The 17,559-nt window shown below is 62.7% G+C and carries 15 protein-coding genes; 6 read left to right on the top strand and 9 right to left on the bottom strand.

Annotation, left to right across the window (positions count from 1 at the left end):
- The first annotated feature begins 256 nt into the window (after nt 1-256).
- Together ABGM93_RS01170 and ABGM93_RS01165 are read left to right on the top strand one after the other, a co-directional pair.
- Entirely contained in the window at nt 257-1,198 is a 942-nt protein-coding gene (locus ABGM93_RS01170; protein WP_321502694.1) for a MoxR family ATPase, read from the top strand.
- 231 nt (nt 1,199-1,429) lie between these two features.
- Nucleotides 1,430-2,671, top strand: a complete 1,242-nt coding sequence (locus ABGM93_RS01165) for a VWA domain-containing protein (RefSeq protein WP_321502692.1) — start codon at nt 1,430-1,432, stop codon at nt 2,669-2,671.
- 10 nt (nt 2,672-2,681) lie between these two features.
- Here ABGM93_RS01165 and ABGM93_RS01160 read toward each other — a convergent pair whose 3' ends face one another.
- The 7 genes from ABGM93_RS01160 to ABGM93_RS01130 form a co-directional block, all read right to left on the bottom strand.
- Nucleotides 2,682-3,035, bottom strand: coding sequence for a hypothetical protein (locus ABGM93_RS01160; RefSeq protein WP_321502690.1), 354 nt, complete (start codon nt 3,033-3,035; stop codon nt 2,682-2,684).
- 108 nt (nt 3,036-3,143) lie between these two features.
- Entirely contained in the window at nt 3,144-4,247 is a 1,104-nt protein-coding gene (locus ABGM93_RS01155; RefSeq protein ID WP_321502688.1) for a branched-chain amino acid ABC transporter substrate-binding protein, read from the bottom strand.
- Between the two features lie 135 nt (nt 4,248-4,382).
- Nucleotides 4,383-4,745 carry a DUF6867 family protein gene (locus tag ABGM93_RS01150; protein ID WP_321502686.1) on the bottom strand — a complete coding sequence of 121 codons (363 nt, stop codon included), beginning with the start codon at nt 4,743-4,745 and terminating at the stop codon, nt 4,383-4,385.
- 12 nt (nt 4,746-4,757) lie between these two features.
- Entirely contained in the window at nt 4,758-5,528 is a 771-nt protein-coding gene (locus ABGM93_RS01145) for an ABC transporter ATP-binding protein (protein ID WP_321502684.1), read from the bottom strand.
- Entirely contained in the window at nt 5,525-6,370 is an 846-nt protein-coding gene (locus tag ABGM93_RS01140; protein WP_321502682.1) for an ABC transporter ATP-binding protein, read from the bottom strand. Before ABGM93_RS01140 ends, ABGM93_RS01145 begins: the two co-directional genes overlap by 4 nt.
- Nucleotides 6,367-7,896 carry a high-affinity branched-chain amino acid ABC transporter permease LivM gene (gene livM, locus ABGM93_RS01135; RefSeq protein WP_321502681.1) on the bottom strand — a complete coding sequence of 510 codons (1,530 nt, stop codon included), beginning with the start codon at nt 7,894-7,896 and terminating at the stop codon, nt 6,367-6,369. The genes ABGM93_RS01140 and livM overlap by 4 nt, the downstream gene beginning before the upstream one ends.
- A gap of 4 nt (nt 7,897-7,900) precedes the next feature.
- Nucleotides 7,901-8,833: a branched-chain amino acid ABC transporter permease LivH gene (locus ABGM93_RS01130; RefSeq protein ID WP_321502680.1), complete on the bottom strand. Its 933-nt coding sequence runs from the start codon at nt 8,831-8,833 to the stop codon at nt 7,901-7,903.
- Nucleotides 8,834-9,234: 401 nt separating this feature from the next.
- Between ABGM93_RS01130 and ABGM93_RS01125 the strand changes: the two genes are divergently transcribed.
- From ABGM93_RS01125 to ABGM93_RS01115, 3 genes are all read left to right on the top strand, one after another.
- Entirely contained in the window at nt 9,235-9,753 is a 519-nt protein-coding gene (locus ABGM93_RS01125) for a flavin reductase family protein (RefSeq protein ID WP_321502678.1), read from the top strand.
- 94 nt (nt 9,754-9,847) lie between these two features.
- Nucleotides 9,848-10,738 carry a helix-turn-helix domain-containing protein gene (locus ABGM93_RS01120; protein ID WP_321502675.1) on the top strand — a complete coding sequence of 297 codons (891 nt, stop codon included), beginning with the start codon at nt 9,848-9,850 and terminating at the stop codon, nt 10,736-10,738.
- A gap of 35 nt (nt 10,739-10,773) precedes the next feature.
- A complete protein-coding gene (locus ABGM93_RS01115) occupies nt 10,774-11,799 on the top strand; it encodes a P1 family peptidase (RefSeq protein WP_321505687.1) in 1,026 nt (341 codons plus the stop codon).
- Between the two features lie 95 nt (nt 11,800-11,894).
- On the opposite strand, the gene ABGM93_RS01110 is transcribed toward ABGM93_RS01115, so the two are convergent.
- Nucleotides 11,895-15,398 carry an indolepyruvate ferredoxin oxidoreductase family protein gene (locus tag ABGM93_RS01110; RefSeq protein WP_321502673.1) on the bottom strand — a complete coding sequence of 1,168 codons (3,504 nt, stop codon included), beginning with the start codon at nt 15,396-15,398 and terminating at the stop codon, nt 11,895-11,897.
- A 169-nt stretch (nt 15,399-15,567) separates the two neighbouring features.
- Between ABGM93_RS01110 and ABGM93_RS01105 the strand changes: the two genes are divergently transcribed.
- Nucleotides 15,568-16,047, top strand: coding sequence for an Lrp/AsnC family transcriptional regulator (locus ABGM93_RS01105; RefSeq protein ID WP_321502671.1), 480 nt, complete (start codon nt 15,568-15,570; stop codon nt 16,045-16,047).
- Between the two features lie 154 nt (nt 16,048-16,201).
- Here ABGM93_RS01105 and ABGM93_RS01100 read toward each other — a convergent pair whose 3' ends face one another.
- On the bottom strand, nt 16,202-17,488 hold the full coding sequence (locus ABGM93_RS01100) for a methyl-accepting chemotaxis protein (protein WP_321502669.1): 1,287 nt from the start codon (nt 17,486-17,488) through the stop codon (nt 16,202-16,204).
- Between the last annotated feature and the right edge of the window lie 71 nt (nt 17,489-17,559).

Here is a 17,559-nt window from a genome sequence, read left to right as displayed (position 1 = left end):
TCTCCCATTGTTCGCATGACGCACATGACACTTGTGTCCCTGCGATTCACTCCCTGATTAGATCAACCGCGCCCCAGATGGAATTGCCGACAGTCGGAAAAAATGGCGACGACCACCCAAGATGACGGATTCGCCTGACGAACGATTGCGCACAGGCTTCCGGAAGGTTAGCAACGTTGAGGCGGAAACGAACCCTGAGGCTCGCAAGGGCCAAAACAGGCAGGCCAGAACAGGTGGCCAGAACAGGCGGGCAAAAATGGATGATGAGAAGACCCTGAAGGGCGCGGCGCTGCCGCAATCGATCGAGGAAACGCTCACCCTGCTTTCCTCCGCCGACTATGTGGCCGACCGCTCGCTTGCAACGGTGCTCTATCTGGCGCTGAAGATGAAGCGCCCGCTCTTTCTCGAAGGCGAGGCGGGCGTGGGCAAGACGGAGATCGCCAAGGTGCTCTCGCGCACGCTGGGGCGCAACCTCATTCGCCTGCAATGCTACGAGGGGCTCGACGTCTCCACCGCGGTCTATGAGTGGAACTATGCCGCGCAGATGGTGGAAATCCGCGTGGCGGAGGCAAGCGGCGAGACGGACCGCGCCGAGCTTGGCCAGAACATCTTTTCGGAACGCTTCCTGATCGAGCGCCCCGTGCTGCGCGCCATGCGCCCGCATCTGTCCGGTCCGCCGGTGTTCCTCATCGACGAACTGGACCGCGCGGACGAAGCCTTTGAAGCTTTCCTTCTGGAGGTGCTTTCCGACAGTCAGGTCACGATCCCGGAAATCGGCACCATCCGTGCGCCGCAGCCGCCCATCGTGATCATCACGACCAACCGCACCCGCGAGATCCATGACGCCCTGAAGCGCCGCTGCCTCTATCACTGGGTGGATTACCCGGACGCAGAGCGCGAACTGACCATCGTGCGCACCAAGGTTCCCGGCGTGAATGAGCGCCTGTCGGCGGAGGTCGTAGCCTTCGTGCAGAAACTTCGTCACGATTACGAGCTTTTCAAGCAGCCGGGCGTTGCGGAGACCATCGACTGGGCGACCGCGCTCACCGAACTGGATCAACTCGCGCTCAACCCCGAAATGGTCACCGACACGCTCGGCACACTCTTGAAGTACCAGGACGACATCGAACGCATTCAGGGATCGGAGGCCAAGCGCATCGTGGACGAGTTGAAAAAGGAGATCGTGGCGGAGATGTGAGACAGCGTTTCGAGATTGGATGAGGCGAGCAAGCGGCCGATCCTTCGAGACGGCCCTTCGGGCCTCCTCAGGAGGACGTTAAGTGTGGGGCTTGTTTCTTGAAAACGGTCAAAACGACAACGTCATCCTGAGGAGGTCGCGCAAGCGACCGTCTCGAAGGATGGGCCCCTTGCTCCCCCCTCGCCTTCCACATTTGCCCGCAACACCAACCCGGAGACCGCGAACCGCACGATGACCGACAGCATCCCCCGACAGCCCGCCCCCCCTCAGCCCGGCGGCGGCGCGCTTGCCGACAATATCGTGCACTTCGCGCGCGCACTTCGCGCTGCCGGAATGCCGGTCGGCCCGGCGGCGATCATCGACGCGATCCATGCGGTGGAAACGGCGGGCATCGCCAATCGCGACGACTTCTACTGGACGCTCCACGCCATCTTCGTGAACAAGCGCGACCAGCGCCCCGTCTTCGATGAAGCCTTCCGCGTTTTCTGGCGCTCGCACGGGCTCGTCGAAAAGATGCTGGCCATCCTCTCGCCCGTCGCTCCGCCCCGCGGCGAGCCGGAAAAGCCCAAGGCCGCGCAGGCGCGTGTCGCCAACGCCCTGCAACAGGAGACCCTGCGCGAGGCAAAGGAGACCAAGCCCGAAATCGAGATTGACGCCCGCTTCACCGTTTCAGGCGCGGAAGTGCTTCAGACCAAGGATTTCGCCCAGATGACGGCGGTGGAGATTGCCGAGGCCAAGACCGCGCTCAAACGCCTGATCCTGCCGGTCGATACCGTGCGCCAGCGTCGCCTGGTCGCCGCCTCCAAACACCGCCACATCGATGCAAGGCGCAGCATGCGCGCCTCCTTGCGCGCGGGCGGCGACATTATCGCGCTGCGCTACCGCAAGCCCGCCGAAATTCATCCGCCCATCGTGGCGCTTTGCGACATATCCGGCTCCATGAGCCAGTATTCGCGCATCTTCCTGCACTTCCTGCACGCGCTGACGGAAAACCGGCGCAAGGTGCACACGTTCCTTTTCGGGACCCGGCTTTCCAACGTCACCCGTCAGCTCACCATGAAGGATCCGGACGAGGCGCTAGATGCGGTGACCGATCAGGTTGAGGATTGGTCGGGCGGCACCCGTATCGCCACCGCCCTTCACGCGTTCAACCGGAAATGGTCGCGGCGCGTCATGCATGGCGGGCCCATCGTACTGCTGATCACCGACGGTCTGGAACGCGACACGCATGAGGACCTGGGCCCGGAAATGGATCGGCTGCACCGGTCCTGCCGGAAGCTGATCTGGCTGAACCCGCTCCTGCGTTTCGACCGCTTTGAGGCCCGTGCCCGCGGCATCCGCGCCATGCTGCCCCATGTGGACGAGTTCCGTCCCGTCCACTCGCTCGACGCCGTATCCGATCTGTGCAAGGCGCTGGCGGGCGACACCGGCCAGACGACAGATCCACGCGACTGGCTCAGGAAAGTGAGCTGAGGCGGAGGCGTCAGGGCAGGTACTGAAGGCTCACCAGCGACGGCTTGCCATCGAGAAACATGAACTTCGCCACGACGGATTTTTCGAACGGATCGTCCTCGCCGTCGATCGTTTCGGTGCAGCCGAGAAAAAGCACATCCGTGCTCACATCACCCAAGGTCTCGTCAAAGCCGTACTCCCAGTTGATGGGCGTATCGCATGTCCCGAGCCCGGCCACGGCGGCTGCCACCCCGGCAGCGCCCGCGGGCGTTGACAGGAACCGCTTGAAATCCACCTGGGCAGTCGCCGCGGATGCCGTTCCCTTGAGGACCGGGCCACAGGCGAGCAACACAGCGGCTGCAAGAATGGCTTTGCGGGTGGTCATCCTGATCCCTTTCTCTGAAACCCGGACAAGCCCGGCCTCTGAATAGAAATGACCCCCGGCACGCTATGCGCCGGGGGCCGTAGATTGGAGCCGTTTAGGCGGGGCGACTTACTTCACGTAGTCGTAGCCGCCATCTTTCCACTCGTAGACGACGTAGCCCGGCAGGCTGACGTCACCCTTGTCGTCGAAGGACAGATCGCCGAGCACGGTCGGGAAGTTGCCTTCGTTCAGAGCGGCGACAACGGCGTCATAGTCGGTGGAACCGGCGGCCTTGACGGCATCGGCCCATGCCTGGATCGCGGCGTAGGTGTAAAGGACATAGCCTTCCGGCACGACGCCCTTTTCTTTGAACTTGGCCACGACCGGAGCCGCGACTTCATTCTTCGCCGGGTCGGGCGAGAAGGTCATCAGCGTGCCTGCGCCCGCATCACCCGTGATCGCCCAGTACTCGTCGGTGACCAGCGCGTCGCCGGAGACGAGGATCGTGTCCATGCCCTGATCACGCATCTGGCGAACCATCAGGCCCGCTTCCGTGTGGTAGCCACCGACATAAAGAACGCCGATGTTCTCCTGCTTCAGCTTGGAAACCAGCGCGGTGTAGTCCTTTTCACCGGCCGTGTAGGATTCCACCAGCGTCGGCTTCTTGCCGGCCTTTTCCATGTATTTCTGCGTCTCGTCGGCAAGGCCCTTACCATAGGCGGTCTTGTCGTTGATGATCGCAATGTTCTTGTCGCCAAAGTTCTCGGCGAGATAGGCGCCGGCAACCATGCCCTGCTGGTCGTCACGACCGCAGACGCGGAAGATGCCCGGCCCAGGACGCTCGTCGGTGAACTTCGGGTTGGTGGACGCCGGAGAGATCTGGATGATGCCTTCTTCGGCATAGACCGCGGATGCCGGGATCGAAGAGCCCGAGCAGAAGTGCCCGGCCATGAAGACCACGCCCTTGCCGACCATCTGGTTGGCGACGGCCACGGCCTGCTTCGGATCGCAGGCGTCATCGCCGATTTCAAGAACCAGCTTTTCGCCATTGATGCCGCCGGCAGCGTTGATGTCGGCGACGGCCTGCTCGGCGCCAGCCTTCATCTGCTCGCCGAACGAGGCATACTGGCCGGTCATCGGACCGGCGGTGGCGATAACGATGTCGGCAAGAGCCGCAGACGTCATGGCCATGCCGAAGGACATGGCAACACCGGCCATCAGGATCTTTTTCATGCAACTACTCCCTGGTTCATGATGCAGTCGAACCTTTCTGGAAGGGGATTTTTCCCCAATTTGCGGGCATTGTGCCCTGCAATTCGCGAAGATGGCCGCAAACAGGCCATCCTCTCCGCCGAAGGCAGGCCCCCTCTAGGCCCCGCCTCCGGAAGTCGTTTGGCGTTCCCGCCAACTGAACGGGCTCGTACGCTCGTAGAGCCAGCGATACTGGGTCGTCATCTGCAAGGCGCGCGTGTAGCGCCATCCGGCAAAACCGAGGACGAACAGGATCACCAGATCGACCAGCCAGTACTGAATGCTCAGCAGACTACCTTCGAACAACGCATAGTGCAAAAAACGTACCGCTAGGGAAAGCAGCACAAGAAACCATGCAAGCCGCCAAAGTGGCCGCCAGGTGAGCGCAGAGGCGCGCCCGGTGAGCCACGCCGCGCCGCCACCGAGAATGACGGTGACCAGGAGAAAATCGCCGAGCGAGACTTCGTAAAAGACGTTCATGTTTCCCGCTCCCTAATGTGCGCCGCCTTCGAGATAGGCTGCCTTGACGTCATCGCGCGCCAGAAGCTCCCGGCCCGTGCCCGACATGGTGATCAGGCCATTGACCATCACGTAGCCGCGATGGGCGAGCTTGAGTGCATGATAGGCGTTCTGCTCGACAAGAAAGACGGTCAGCCCCTCATTGGCGTTGAGTTCATGAATGATCTCGAAGATCTGCTTCACCACGAGCGGCGCCAGTCCCAGCGACGGCTCGTCCAGCAAAAGCAGCTTCGGACGGCTCATGAGCGCGCGGGCAATGGCGAGCATCTGCTGCTCACCGCCCGAAAGCGTGCCGCCACGCTGCCCTTTTCGCTTCGACAGGATCGGAAACAGGTCGAAGACCCGCCTCAGATCCTCATCGAAATGGGTCATGTCCGTGACCGACGCCCCCATCTGGAGGTTTTCCATCACCGACATGCGCGGGAAGATCCGCCGTCCTTCCGGCGACTGGGCGATGGAAAGCCGGGTGATCTCGTGGGTCGGCATCGTGGTGATGTCCTGCCCCTCGAAGGTCACCGATCCCTCACGCGCCTGCGGCGAGCCGCAGATCGTCATCATGAGGGTCGACTTGCCCGCCCCGTTTGCGCCGATCAACGTGACGATCTCACCCTGATGGACTTCCATGTCCACGCCGCGAAGCGCGACGATCTTGCCGTAATACGTCTTGACGCCGGACACCTTGAGAAGCGGCTCCCCGGCGGGAACCGCCGCGGCCACCGCCGCTGCTGCGTTTGCCTCGCTCACAGCCCCACCTCCTCTTCGACCAGCTCCACTTCCTCGTCCGCCACGCCCAGATAGGCCGCGATGACCTTGGGGTCGTTGCGCACTTCTTCCGGCGTGCCATCGGCGATCTTCTCGCCGTAATCCAGCACGATCACGTGGTCGGAGATCTCCATCACCACCGACATGTCATGCTCGATCAGCACCACCGAGGTGTCGTGCTCGTTGCGGATATACATGAGCAAATCATTGAGCTCCGCGCTCTCGCGCGGATTGAGGCCGGCGGCCGGCTCGTCGAGACACAGCACCTGCGGATTGGTGCACATGGCACGTGCGATCTCCAGCCGACGCTGATCGCCATAGGGCAGATCCGCTGCCGGATCATCGGCGCGCGGAACGAGGTCGACCTTCTCCAGCCAGTATCGCGCCTTGTCGACCGCGTCTTTCTCCGCCCGCCGGAAGGTGCCGAGCCCGAGCAGCCCCGCAAACGACAGCCCGGAGGCGATCATGAGCGGGTTGTGCTGGGCCACCATCAGGTTTTCCAGAACGGTCATGCCGCCGAACAGGCGGATGTTCTGGAATGTGCGCGCCACTTTCGCATCGCGCGAGATCTGAAAGTCCGGCATCCGCTCAAGAAGATGCGACGCCCCGTCGGAATGACGGACCGTGATCCGCCCTTCCGTTGGCTTGTAGAAGCCGGTGACGCAGTTGAAGACCGTGGTCTTGCCCGCGCCGTTCGGCCCGATCAGGGCGGTGATATCCCCACGCCCCACATCGAAAGACAGATCGTCGATCGCCACCAGACCGCCGAAGCGCATGGTCAGATGCTCGACCGTCAATACGGGATTGTTCTTCCAGCGCCTCATCCGTGCCCCTCCTGCACCATGTCGGCCGATATGCCCTTCCTCGACACAAGTCCGATCGTGGGTTTGCGGGTCGAGATCAGGCCCCGGGGCTTCCACACCATGATGATCACCATGAGGAGGCCGAAGACCAGCATTCGGTATTCCTGAAGATCACGGAAGAACTCGAAGCCGCCGATCATCACCACCGCGGCAATGACGACGCCGATCTGCGAGCCAAGCCCGCCGAGCACCACGATGGCCAGGATCACGGCGCTTTCCATGAAGGTGAAGCTTTCGGGCGAGATGAAGCCCTGACGCGTTGCGAAGAAGGACCCGGCAAGACCACCGAACATCGCGCCCGTGGCGAAGGCCGAGAGCTTGGTGTTGGTGGTGTTGATGCCGAGCGAGCGGCAGGCGATCTCATCCTCGCGCAAGGCTTCCCAGGCCCGCCCCACCGGCAGGCGGCGCAGCCGCATGGTCACGAAATTGGTGATCAGCGCCAGGATCAGGATCACGTAGTAGAGGAAGATGATCCGGTGGATCGAGGAATAGCTGAGCCCGAACAGGGCTGCGAAACCGTCATCGCCACGATCGAACTCGATGCCGAAAAGCGTCGGCCGCGGAATGCCGGAAATGCCGTTCGGGCCGCCTGTGAACTCATACCAGTTCAGCAGGACAACACGGATGATCTCGCCAAAGGCCAGTGTCACGATGGCGAGATAGTCGCCCCTTAATCGGAGCACCGGATAGCCCAGCACCATGCCCCAGCAGGCGGCCAGCATGCCCGCCAGCGGCAAGCAGATCCAGAAACCGAGCCCGAAATATTGCGACAGCAGCGCAAACGAATAGGCCCCCACCGCATAGAATGCGACGTAGCCCAGATCGAGCAGACCGGCGAGCCCCACAACGATGTTCAGCCCCCATCCCAGCATGATGTAGGTGAGAACCAGGATCGCCAGATCGAGATACTGACGCGACCCGCGCGATCCGAGCCAGGCAATCAGGATGAAGGGAATGGCAAAGGCCAGCGCGCCGAGCAGAACGGCGCTCCATTTGCCCAGAGGTTCCAGCGCCGCGCCGACAGTCTTTCCGCCACCACCGCGAGACTTGCCAGCCATGGAGAACAGGATCGGGGTGATGATCGCCGCGGCCGCGGCCAGCAGCAGAATGACAGCGATCCACAACCAGCGGTTTTCGGACGCCGCCGCCATGGGCGAGACGCCGCTGAAGGTCCCCAGGAACCCGTCGCTGAGATAGAAGACGACACCAGCGCCGATGATCGACAGCCCCAGCAGGCTCATGCGGAACATCGGCGTGCGCGGTTCCTGCACCCGCCACACATACATGTTGAGCAGCAGCCGTCCGAAGAACACGACGGCGATCGCGATGCCGACCAATGCCCAGCGGTAGTCGATTTCCAGACCACCAATGGTGATCTGGGTGTGCATGCCCACCAGCATGAAAGCGAGGGCAGCGGTGATGAGCGCCGCAATGCCGGAATCCTTGACGGACGCCCTGATGCGGCTTTCGGTTACGTTGTCGGACATGGCCTCAGACCTTCTCCACTTCCGGCTTTCCGAGCAGGCCTTCCGGCAGGAAGATCAGCACGATGGCGAGGATGGAGAAAGCGGCGACGTCCTTGTATTCGACCGAGAAATAACCCGACCAGAACGTCTCGATGAGCCCGATCAGCAGACCGCCGAGCATCGCGCCCGGCAGCGAGCCGATCCCGCCCAGAACCGCAGCGGTGAACGCCTTCACGCCGGCGAGGAAGCCGATGTAGAAGTCGATCACGCCGTAATAGAGCAGGAACATCAGACCGGCCACGGCGGCAAGCGCCGCGCCCATGACGAAGGTCAGCGAGATGGTGCGGTCCACGTTGACGCCGATCAGCGACGCCATCTTGCGATCCTGCTCGCATGCCCTTTGCGCACGCCCCAGCGAGGTCTTGTTGATCAGCATCGTGAAGCCGATCATCAAGACGGTGGTCAGGACGATGATCAAGATCTGTAGATAGGAGATCTGGACGCCGAAGCTGTCCTCGCCGCCCCCGGTCATCAGGGGAAAACCGCCTGAGATCAGCGGCTCGACCGGCTTGTTGCGCGCGCCCTGGCTGAGCTGGACGAAATTCTGCAAGGTGATCGACATGCCGATCGCCGTGATCAGCGGCGCAAGCCGGAACGATCCGCGCAAGGGCCTGTAGGCAAGCCGTTCGACCGTCCAGCCCCAGACCGATGTCAGCGCCATGGCGACGACAAGGATGCCGAGCAACACGAGAATGAGCAAGGCAAGCGGCATGGTCGCAGTCACGCCGAAGGCGACGACCATGATCATCGCCAGGAAGGCGCCAACCATAAAGATGTCACCATGGGCAAAGTTGATCATGCCAATGATGCCATAGACCATAGTATAACCAATGGCGATGAGCCCGTAGATGGACCCGAGCGTTACGCCATTGATCAGCTGTTGAAGGAAATATTCCATTTCTCTCAGCTAACCCCCGCGGAAGATGGTGAAGTCGTCTCAACCGCTTTGGGCGGCGGCGACTTTTCATAATTGTCAAATTCTTAGCAAGACCTAGCCGCACAGACAATTCCGCTCAGGCACCTGACCAATGAAAAGAAAGACTTTTCGAATTTCCTCCCAAGTCGAAATATTTTTCCCCTCCCCTATTTTTTTGGCCGCAGACCTGCAAACCCTTTTCCCCGCTACGTCAGCTCCGGCCCAACGCGACCTCCCGCGAAGACGCATCGCATCTCGCGTCACGGGCTAAGAAGTTTTCGGTCTTGCCCTTCCCGCCATGGACGGGAACAGTGTATGCGCTACCTGTATCTGCTCGGGACGGATCCTGAGACGAGGCTCGTGTGGCCGAAAGAAGGAATGAGATGTCTGAACGCGACGTGAGAGGGACGGCCTTGTCCAGCGTGAACCCGAACGACTTTCGTCAGGCGATGAGCCTGCTCTCGCAACAGGTTCATCTGGTGACGACCATCGGATCCGAAGGCCGTTTCGGCGTAACCGTCACAGCGGCAGCCTCCGTGTCCGACGACCCGCCGACAATGCTCTTCTGCGTCAATCGCTCCAGCCGCAGCTTTCCCCATTTCGAGAGCGCGAAGACGTTCTGCATCAACACGCTCACCGGCAGCCAGCAGGACATTGCCGATGCCTTTGCCGGCCGTGGCCAGCTTTCCATCGACGACCGGTTCGCACTGGGAGAATGGGCGGAACTCGCCACCGGCGCACCTGTGCTGAAGACAGCCCTCGCAGCCTTCGATTGTCGCCTCACCCACGCCATCGACATGGCAACCCACAGGGTGTTCTTTGGTGAAGTGGAAGCGGTTGCAAGCGGCAACGACGATACGCTTGCCCTGGCGTATCGAAACCGAGGCTATGTCAGCATCTGACGCCGCACCGCGGCTTGCGGCCGCCCCTCTGCGGGCACGGCGCGATCAGCCAAAGCCGATACCGTTTCGTCAGGATATCGACTAGACTTGGCGCATGACGCAGATTCAGGCGATCCCGCAATTCCACCTCTTCGGCGAGGCCCCCGACGATTCCGCCTTCGACTTCATTCATGTCGAGACGCTCGCCTCGCGCTCCGTGCGCCACGGCTGGACGATTGCGCTGCACAGTCACCGTCATCTGAGCCACATTCTCGTCATCCGTTCGGGCAACGGCACCCTCCGCATCGAGGATCGCGAAACCGCCTTTCGTGGTCCTGCCGTTTTGTGCATGCCGGCCACCGTCGCCCATGGCTTTGAGTTCGAGAAGTCGATCGACGGGCATATCGTGACCTTCTCCGGTGACGTGATCACCGCCAGCGGCGACGCCTCCCCCCCACTGCGTGAGCGCCTTGCACTCATGTTCGCCGATCCCGTGCTGCTGCTGTCGCGCGGCGCAGCGTTCGACGCCATCTGCGAACATGTGGACGCCCTTGCCGACGAACTGACCCTGGCGCGCGACGGCCACCAGCTTGCCCTGCACGCCCGGCTCAGCCTGCTCATCGTGGAAGTGGCCCGCGCAAGGTCATCCGATCCGCACGAACAAGTCAGCGCCTCCTCCTTCATGGACGAAACGATCACCGCCTTGCGCGATCTGATCGAGGATAATTTCCGCGAAATGCGCAAGATCACGGAATATTCCGACCGCCTCGGCATGACAGCGGAGCGGCTGAACGAGCATTGCAAGCGGATCACCGGGGTTACGGTTGGCCATCTGTTGCGTCAGAGGCTCGTCGTGGAAGCCAAGCGGCAGCTCCTCTTCACCGAAAAGCCCATTTCCCGGATTGCCTACGACCTCGTCTTTGCCGATCCGGCACACTTTTCGCGGTTCTTCCGCACCCAGACTGGAATGTCTCCGCAGGAATTCCGCAAAGGCAGACAGACATGAGCACGCCCGCAGGACCTTCAGCCGGAGCCCCCGCCATGTGGCCTGGCCCGCGCAATCTGATCACCGATGTGAGAGGCCTTCTGGTCGGCAACGCCTCCGATCCGCGCCTGAAATCCGGTGTCAGCGTGGTGCTGCCGGAAGTTCCTGCCGTGGCCTCTGTCGCCATTCATGGCGGCGCGCCGGGCACCCGTGAAATCGCGCTTCTGGAACCGGAACAAACGGTCAGCCACGTGGATGCGCTGGTCCTGTCGGGCGGCTCCGCCTTCGGGCTCGATGCGGCGGCGGGCGTGCAGTCGCGGCTGGCCGAACTGGGGCGCGGCTATGCGGTCGGGCCCGTGCGTGTGCCGATCGTTCCCGCAGCCATCCTGTTCGATCTCCTGAACGGCTCTGCCATGGAAACCGAGCCCGATGCGCAATGGAATGCCAGCGCGCCCTATCGCGATCTTGGCCGCGCGGCCTGCGAGACGGCTGCCCATGACTTCGCGCTCGGCACGATCGGCGCCGGCACGGGTGCGACCACCGCGAACCTCAAAGGCGGCCTTGGCTCCGCCTCCACCATTCTCGCCAATGGCGCGACCATCGGCGCGCTCGTCGCCGTCAATGCGCTTGGCCGCGTGACCATCGGCGACGGCCCCCATTTCTGGGCCGCCCCCTTCGAGCAGGACGCGGAATTCGGTGCGCTCGGCCTGCCCCATCCCCTGCCTGGCGATGCCATGGCCGTGCGCACCAAGGCCGACACGCTGAAATCGGGCGCGAACACCACCATTGCCGTCATCGCAACGGACGTGACCCTCACCAAATCGGAGGCCAAAAGGCTCGCCGTGATGGCCCATGATGGCATGGCCCGCGCCATATGGCCCGCCCACACGCCCTTTGATGGCGACCTCGTCTTCGCCTTGTCCACCGGTCACCGCCAGCTCGAAAGCCCGGCGGAGCTCGTGATGCTGGGCGCAGCCGCAGCCTCCACACTCGCCCGCGCCATCGCCCGCGGCGTCTATGAGGCCGAATCCAGCGAGGCCGACCGTGTACCGACGTGGCAAAGCCGGTTTGGCGACGCTTGAAGCATAAAACCGAACCACAGCGGACATGAAAAACGCCGCCCGATGGCCGGACGGCGTTTTCGTTTCATCGCTTGCGCGCGAGGCCTGGCGCGCTCTTATTCGGCCGCCTCCAGAAAGGCCGTACGCGGGCCGTCGCCCTGGACAAGCGGATCATCGCCATCGAGGCGCTTGAGGAACATCTCCCGGCGTTCCGCCGCCTTCGCCATTGCCTCCTCGCGCAGGACGCCATAACCGCGGATCTGATCCGGAACGCGGGCCAGTTCAACCAGCAGCCCGTAATTGGCGTCGGCGATGCGGCGCACGATCTTCTCGACATCGGCCATATACTGATCGCGCAGAGCAAACTCCGCCTTGCGCTCGCGGTTCCTGGCGAAGATATCGAACGCCGTGCCGCGCAGGCTCTTCACCGCTGCCAACAGGCCGAACGCCTTGAAGACCCACGGCCCATAGGCCCGCTTCTTCAGACGGCCTGTTGCCGGATCGGTCCTGGCAAAAAGCGGCGGGGCCAGCATCACCTTCACCGCCTTCGGGTTGGCGAAGGTCGCCTCCAGCTTCGCCCGGAATTCCGGCTCCGCGTAAAGGCGCGCCACCTCATATTCGTCCTTGATCGCCATGACCTTGTAGAGATTGTCGGCAACCGTGCGCGTGAGGCGCATCGCGCCCACACCGCGCGCCTCGTCCACTTCCTTCACCTTCGCGACCAGATCGGCAAACCGCTGGGCATAGGCATCATCCTGATAACGCGAAAGCTCGTCGGTGAGAAACGCGATGCGGCTTTCCAGCCCCCTCGGCTCTGGAGCCTTTTCCATCGTGAGCCCGGCGAGCAGCGCCTGCGGATCATGCGCCAGCACCCGGCCCGCCTGGAAGGCGCGAAGGTTCTGCGACACAGCCGCCCCGTTGAGACGGATGGCCGTGTCGATCGCCGCGCAGGAAAGCGGCAGCGCGCCCGACTGCCAGGCCATGCCGATCAGCATCATGTTGGTGAAGATCGCATCGCCCAGGAGTTTCTCCGCAATGCCCGCGACATCGCGCGCCATCACTTCGCCGGACGCCTTCTTCAGCGTCCCCATCATCCGCGCTTCGTCGAAGGAGAGCGTCTGCTTCATGACGAATTCCGCCGTCGGCGCGACATGCGAGTTGGCGAAGGTGCGGCTATGGCCGGACTTCATCATGGTCAACACGTCGGAGCCGCAGGAGACCACCATATCGGAGGCCAGCAGCACATCGAGCGCCGCGGTGGGAATACGCGGCCCCTCCACCGGCATGGAGGCGGGAGAGAACCGCACATGCGAGGTCACCGGCCCGCCCTTCTGGGCAAGGCCCGTCATGTCGAGCGTGGAGGCGTTGATCCCATCCACATGGCCCGCCATGGCAAGGACGGCGGAAACCGTCGTCACGCCCATGCCGCCAATACCCGCGATCAACGTGTTGTGTGTGCCGGTGAGCGTGGCGGGCTTCACCACAGGCAGTTCAGCCACCAGCGCATCGAGATCGACGCTGCCGCCGTCGCTCTTTTTCAGCTCGGCCCCCTCCACCCACACGAAGGACGGGCAATAGCCCTTCACGCAGGAGAAGTCCTTGTTGCAGCTCGACTGGTTGATCCGGCGCTTCTGGCCGAAATCGGTCTCGATCGGCTCCACAGACAGACAGTTGGACTGGACCGAGCAATCGCCGCAGCCTTCGCAAACCCGCTCATTGATGAAGAGGCGCTTGTCCGGGTCCTCATAAAGGCCCTTCTTGCGGCGGCGGCGCTTTTCTGCCGCGCAGGTCTGATCGTAGATCATCGCGCTCACGCCCGGATAGGCGGCCAGCTCCTCCTGCACCTGCATCAGCTCGTCGCGCTCATGGACGGGAACACCCGGCGCCAGATCGCTGCGGCCTGCATAAAGCTCCGGCCGCTCGGATACGAGCACGATCTTGCCCACACCTTCGGCGGCAAGCTGGCGCGTCAATGTCGGCACATCGAGCGGGCCGTCATGGGTCTGACCGCCGGTCATCGCCACCGCATCGTTGAACAGGATCTTGTAGGTGATCGACGACTTCGCGGCGACCGACTGTCGGATCGCCAGAATCCCGGAATGGAAATAGGTGCCGTCGCCCAGATTGGCGAAGACATGCTTGTCCCTGGCGAAAGGCATCTGACCGATCCACGGCACCCCCTCGCCCCCCATGGCGATCTGACCGTCCGTGGTGCGCTCGTTGATCTCCGTCATGGCGTGACAACCAATGCCCGGCAGGGCGCGCGCGCCGTCCGGCACCTTGGTTGAGGTGGAATGCGGGCAACCGGAGCAGAAATAGGCCGTGCGCACGCCGCCTTCGGCATGGCTGGCCGCCCATTGCGCCTGATGGGCCATCCGCTCGGCCACCGCGCGCATTTCCTCGGTGATGTGGTCCTGCGGCAGGAAGGCGTTGAGCGCGACCACTAGGTCGGCAGCGGAAAGCTCCAGCACATCCGGCAGGAACGGATTTCCGTCCGGTGTCTGCTTGCCCCATACCGGCGGACGGCGATCCACCGGCCAATTGTAGAAGAGATCCTTGATCTGCGGCTCCATGAAGGCGCGCTTGTGCTCCACCACCAGCAGCCGATCGATGCCACGGGCGAAGGAGGAAAGCCCCACCGGCTCCAGCGGCCAGGGCATCGCAACCTTGTAGATCGCAACCCCCATCGCCTTGGCGCGCGCCTCGTCGATGCCGAGAAGCTGGAGCGCCTGACGCAGATCGCGATAGGCCTTGCCGGTGGCGACAAGCCCGATGCGCGGATATTCCGCGCCGAAGCGAATGCCTTCCAGCCCGTTCGCACGCACATAGGCTTGAGCCGCGGGAACACGCGCATCGCGCATTACGCGCTCGATCTCAAGGCGGTATTTCAAAAGAAGCGGCTTGGTGCGGTCGCCGAGATCATGCCCATCCAGCAAAGGCGGACGCACGAAGCGCAGCCGCGTGTCATCGACACGGACGATGCCCGAGGCGTCCATCGTGTCGGCGAGGCAGATCATCGCCGTCCACAACCCGCAATGGCGCGACATTTCCAGCCCGTGCAGACCATAGTCCAGAACATCCTGGATATCGGCCGGATTGAGCACCGGGATTTCCGCATGCTGGAAAAAGAATTCGCTCTGCGCGGGAATGATGGAAGACTTGGCCAGATGGTCGTCACCGGCCAGCGCCAACACACCGCCATTGGGGTCCGTCCCGGAGGCGCTCGCCTGCCTCAACGCATCGCCAGCCCGGTCGACGCCCGGCGCCTTGCCATACCAGATGCCGAAGACGCCATCCTTGGTGGAGCCCTGGCCGTGCAGACCAACCTTCTGCGAGCCCCAGACGGCGGTCGCGCCCAGTTCCTCGTTCACGCCAGGCTGGAAATGGACGTCATATTCGGTGAGAAACCGCGCCGCGCGTGCAAGCTCGGTATCATAACCGGCCAGCGGAGATCCGCGATAACCGGAAATGAACCCACCGGTATCAAGCCCGTTGGCGCGATCCAGCCGCCCGCGATCGAGCGCGATACGCACCAGCGCCTGAATACCGGTCATGTAAGCCCGGCCACTGGACGCGGTATATTTGTCGTCAAGGCCCACAGGCCCAACAATGGCATTCATCAAACATCCCTCCCGAGCATTCCGAAGGGGCAGCCTTCTCCGTCCCAGCTGCGCACGCCCTCGAAATCAGCGAATACTCGGTAAAGAATAGTCCTTCAGACCAAAAATTTCTGTGCTATTCTGACCTTCTAACACCTTCAAACAGAAAGACGGTTTCGACATTTAGGGCATGAGCGAAAAAAAGCTACTCGATCCATCAGACATCCGCGTATTGCAGATTCTCCAGCGCGATGCCTCGCAATCCATTGCCGATATCGCCCGTGAGGCCGGGATGAGCCAGACCCCGTGCTGGCGTCGCATAAAGAAGCTTAAGGACAGCGGCGTCATCCGCCAGATTGCCGCCGTGGTCGACCGGGAGGCCGTCGGCCTGAACTTCGTCTCCTACGCCTTCGTCAAGCTCGCGCTTCCCAGCCGCGACAACATGGAGGAGTTCGACCGGCTGGTGAACCATTGGCCCGAGGTTGTCACATGCGAACGTATCACCGGCGCGGTGGACTACCTGATCAAGGTGGTGACCGACGACATCAAGACCTATGACGATTTTCTGCGTCTGAAATTGCTCGACAACACGCTGGTCTCCGACGTGCAGTCGCGCATCGTGGTCTCCACGGTCAAGGACACGGTCGCCCTTCCGCTGCGCGAGAGTTGAGGCTCAAGGGACTATTCGCAAGGCTGAAAAGGAGAACCGGCGCAAAGGCATCTGCGCCGGTTTTTTTGTGTGACCGCCGTCCCGGCGGCGGCAGCATCATGCGGCCGACAGCCTTTGCGACTGCGTACCTTTGATGCGCCTGAAAGCCTCCGGATCAGGCACTGGCCTGACGGAGCAGCTCGTGCCGCACTCCGATCAGGGTGTCGAGATGGCGCAGAACCTCTGTCGAGGCGTGCCCCATCTTCTCCATCGCTTCCAGCGCCCCCTCGCTATCGCCACACCCATGCCTCTCCACGGCCTCGCGCGCGCAGGCGTGCACACTCTCGTGCACGGGCAACAAGGCACGATAGGCCGGATGACTTGTGATGCGAACGTCATCGGTGCGGTCGTACCACGCCCCCAGACGACACTGGTGATGGTCGGACAATTCCGCGCCACTCAACGACTGGAGGCCCACCAACATCTCCGCGAGGCGCTTCTTCCACATGAGATGGTCGGCCTTGGCGCGATGAAGGATGAAATTGGGAACGTCGCGTGTCTCCAGGTCCTTGAACTGCTCGGCGACAATCCGCTCCGAACGCCCAACAAAATCGATGACATCACGCGACAGTTCTGCCGCGGTGCCCGAATGCTCCGCGATCGACTGCGCACCGGCCGACACCTCCTGCACGGCCTCGGCCTGCTGGGCCAGCACGTTGGAAATCTCGTTCATCCGCTCGCCGTTCAGCGCGACATCGTCCAGCATATGCGAGATCTGGTCCGCCGCCTCTTCCGACTTGTCGACGCTGCCCTGCACCAGGTCCTGCACCTCATGCACGGTTTCCAGCATCTCGTGAACATGATCGCTCAACCGCTCGATCCTGGAGCGGATGTCGTCCGTCGCCTTCTGCGTTTCGCCGGACAGCACCTTCACCTCCGAGGCGACAACGGCGAACCCGCGACCGGCCACTCCGGCCCGCGCCGCCTCGATCGTCGCGTTGAGCGCAAGCAGATTGGTCTGGCGTGACAGGCCATCAATCGTCGCAACGAAGGTCCCGATCTGTTCAGCCGCCTGCGCCAGATGATCGGCGGTTGTCGTCATGCGCTCGAAGGACGCGCCGATTTGCCGGCTCGCCTCCGCGGTGCTTCGTGTGGCCTCGGCACCGTTTGTCATTCCCCTGGAAACGTCTTCCATGGAAAGGGCGGCGCTCTTTGCGGTCTCGGCAATCTGGTCGATGGAGGCCGTCAGCTCCTCCACCGCCGCCGCCATGTTCTGCGCGCGCAGATCCGTCTCGCGGATCTCGCCGGTGATCCGCGCCGTGGCGGCCATCGCCTCACTGGCCTGGATGGAGAACTCGACCGTCTGGGACAGGCTCCTTTCATCACGTGCACCGATGCGCCTGGCAAGCTCGCGAACGGCTTGCGCAACGTCCGGGGCCAGACCGTCCAGATCCTCGCGCATTTGGCCTTCCGCGAGGTCGCTCAAGACCTCCGCAAGCAACGCGTGTGATCCCTCGGCGTCTTCCGACGTCG

It is taken from the genome of Breoghania sp. (assembly GCF_963674635.1).
Taxonomy (GTDB): Bacteria; Pseudomonadota; Alphaproteobacteria; order Rhizobiales; family Stappiaceae; genus Breoghania.
Note: the sequence above shows the minus strand (reverse complement) of the source record. Positions and strands in the feature narration are given on the sequence as shown.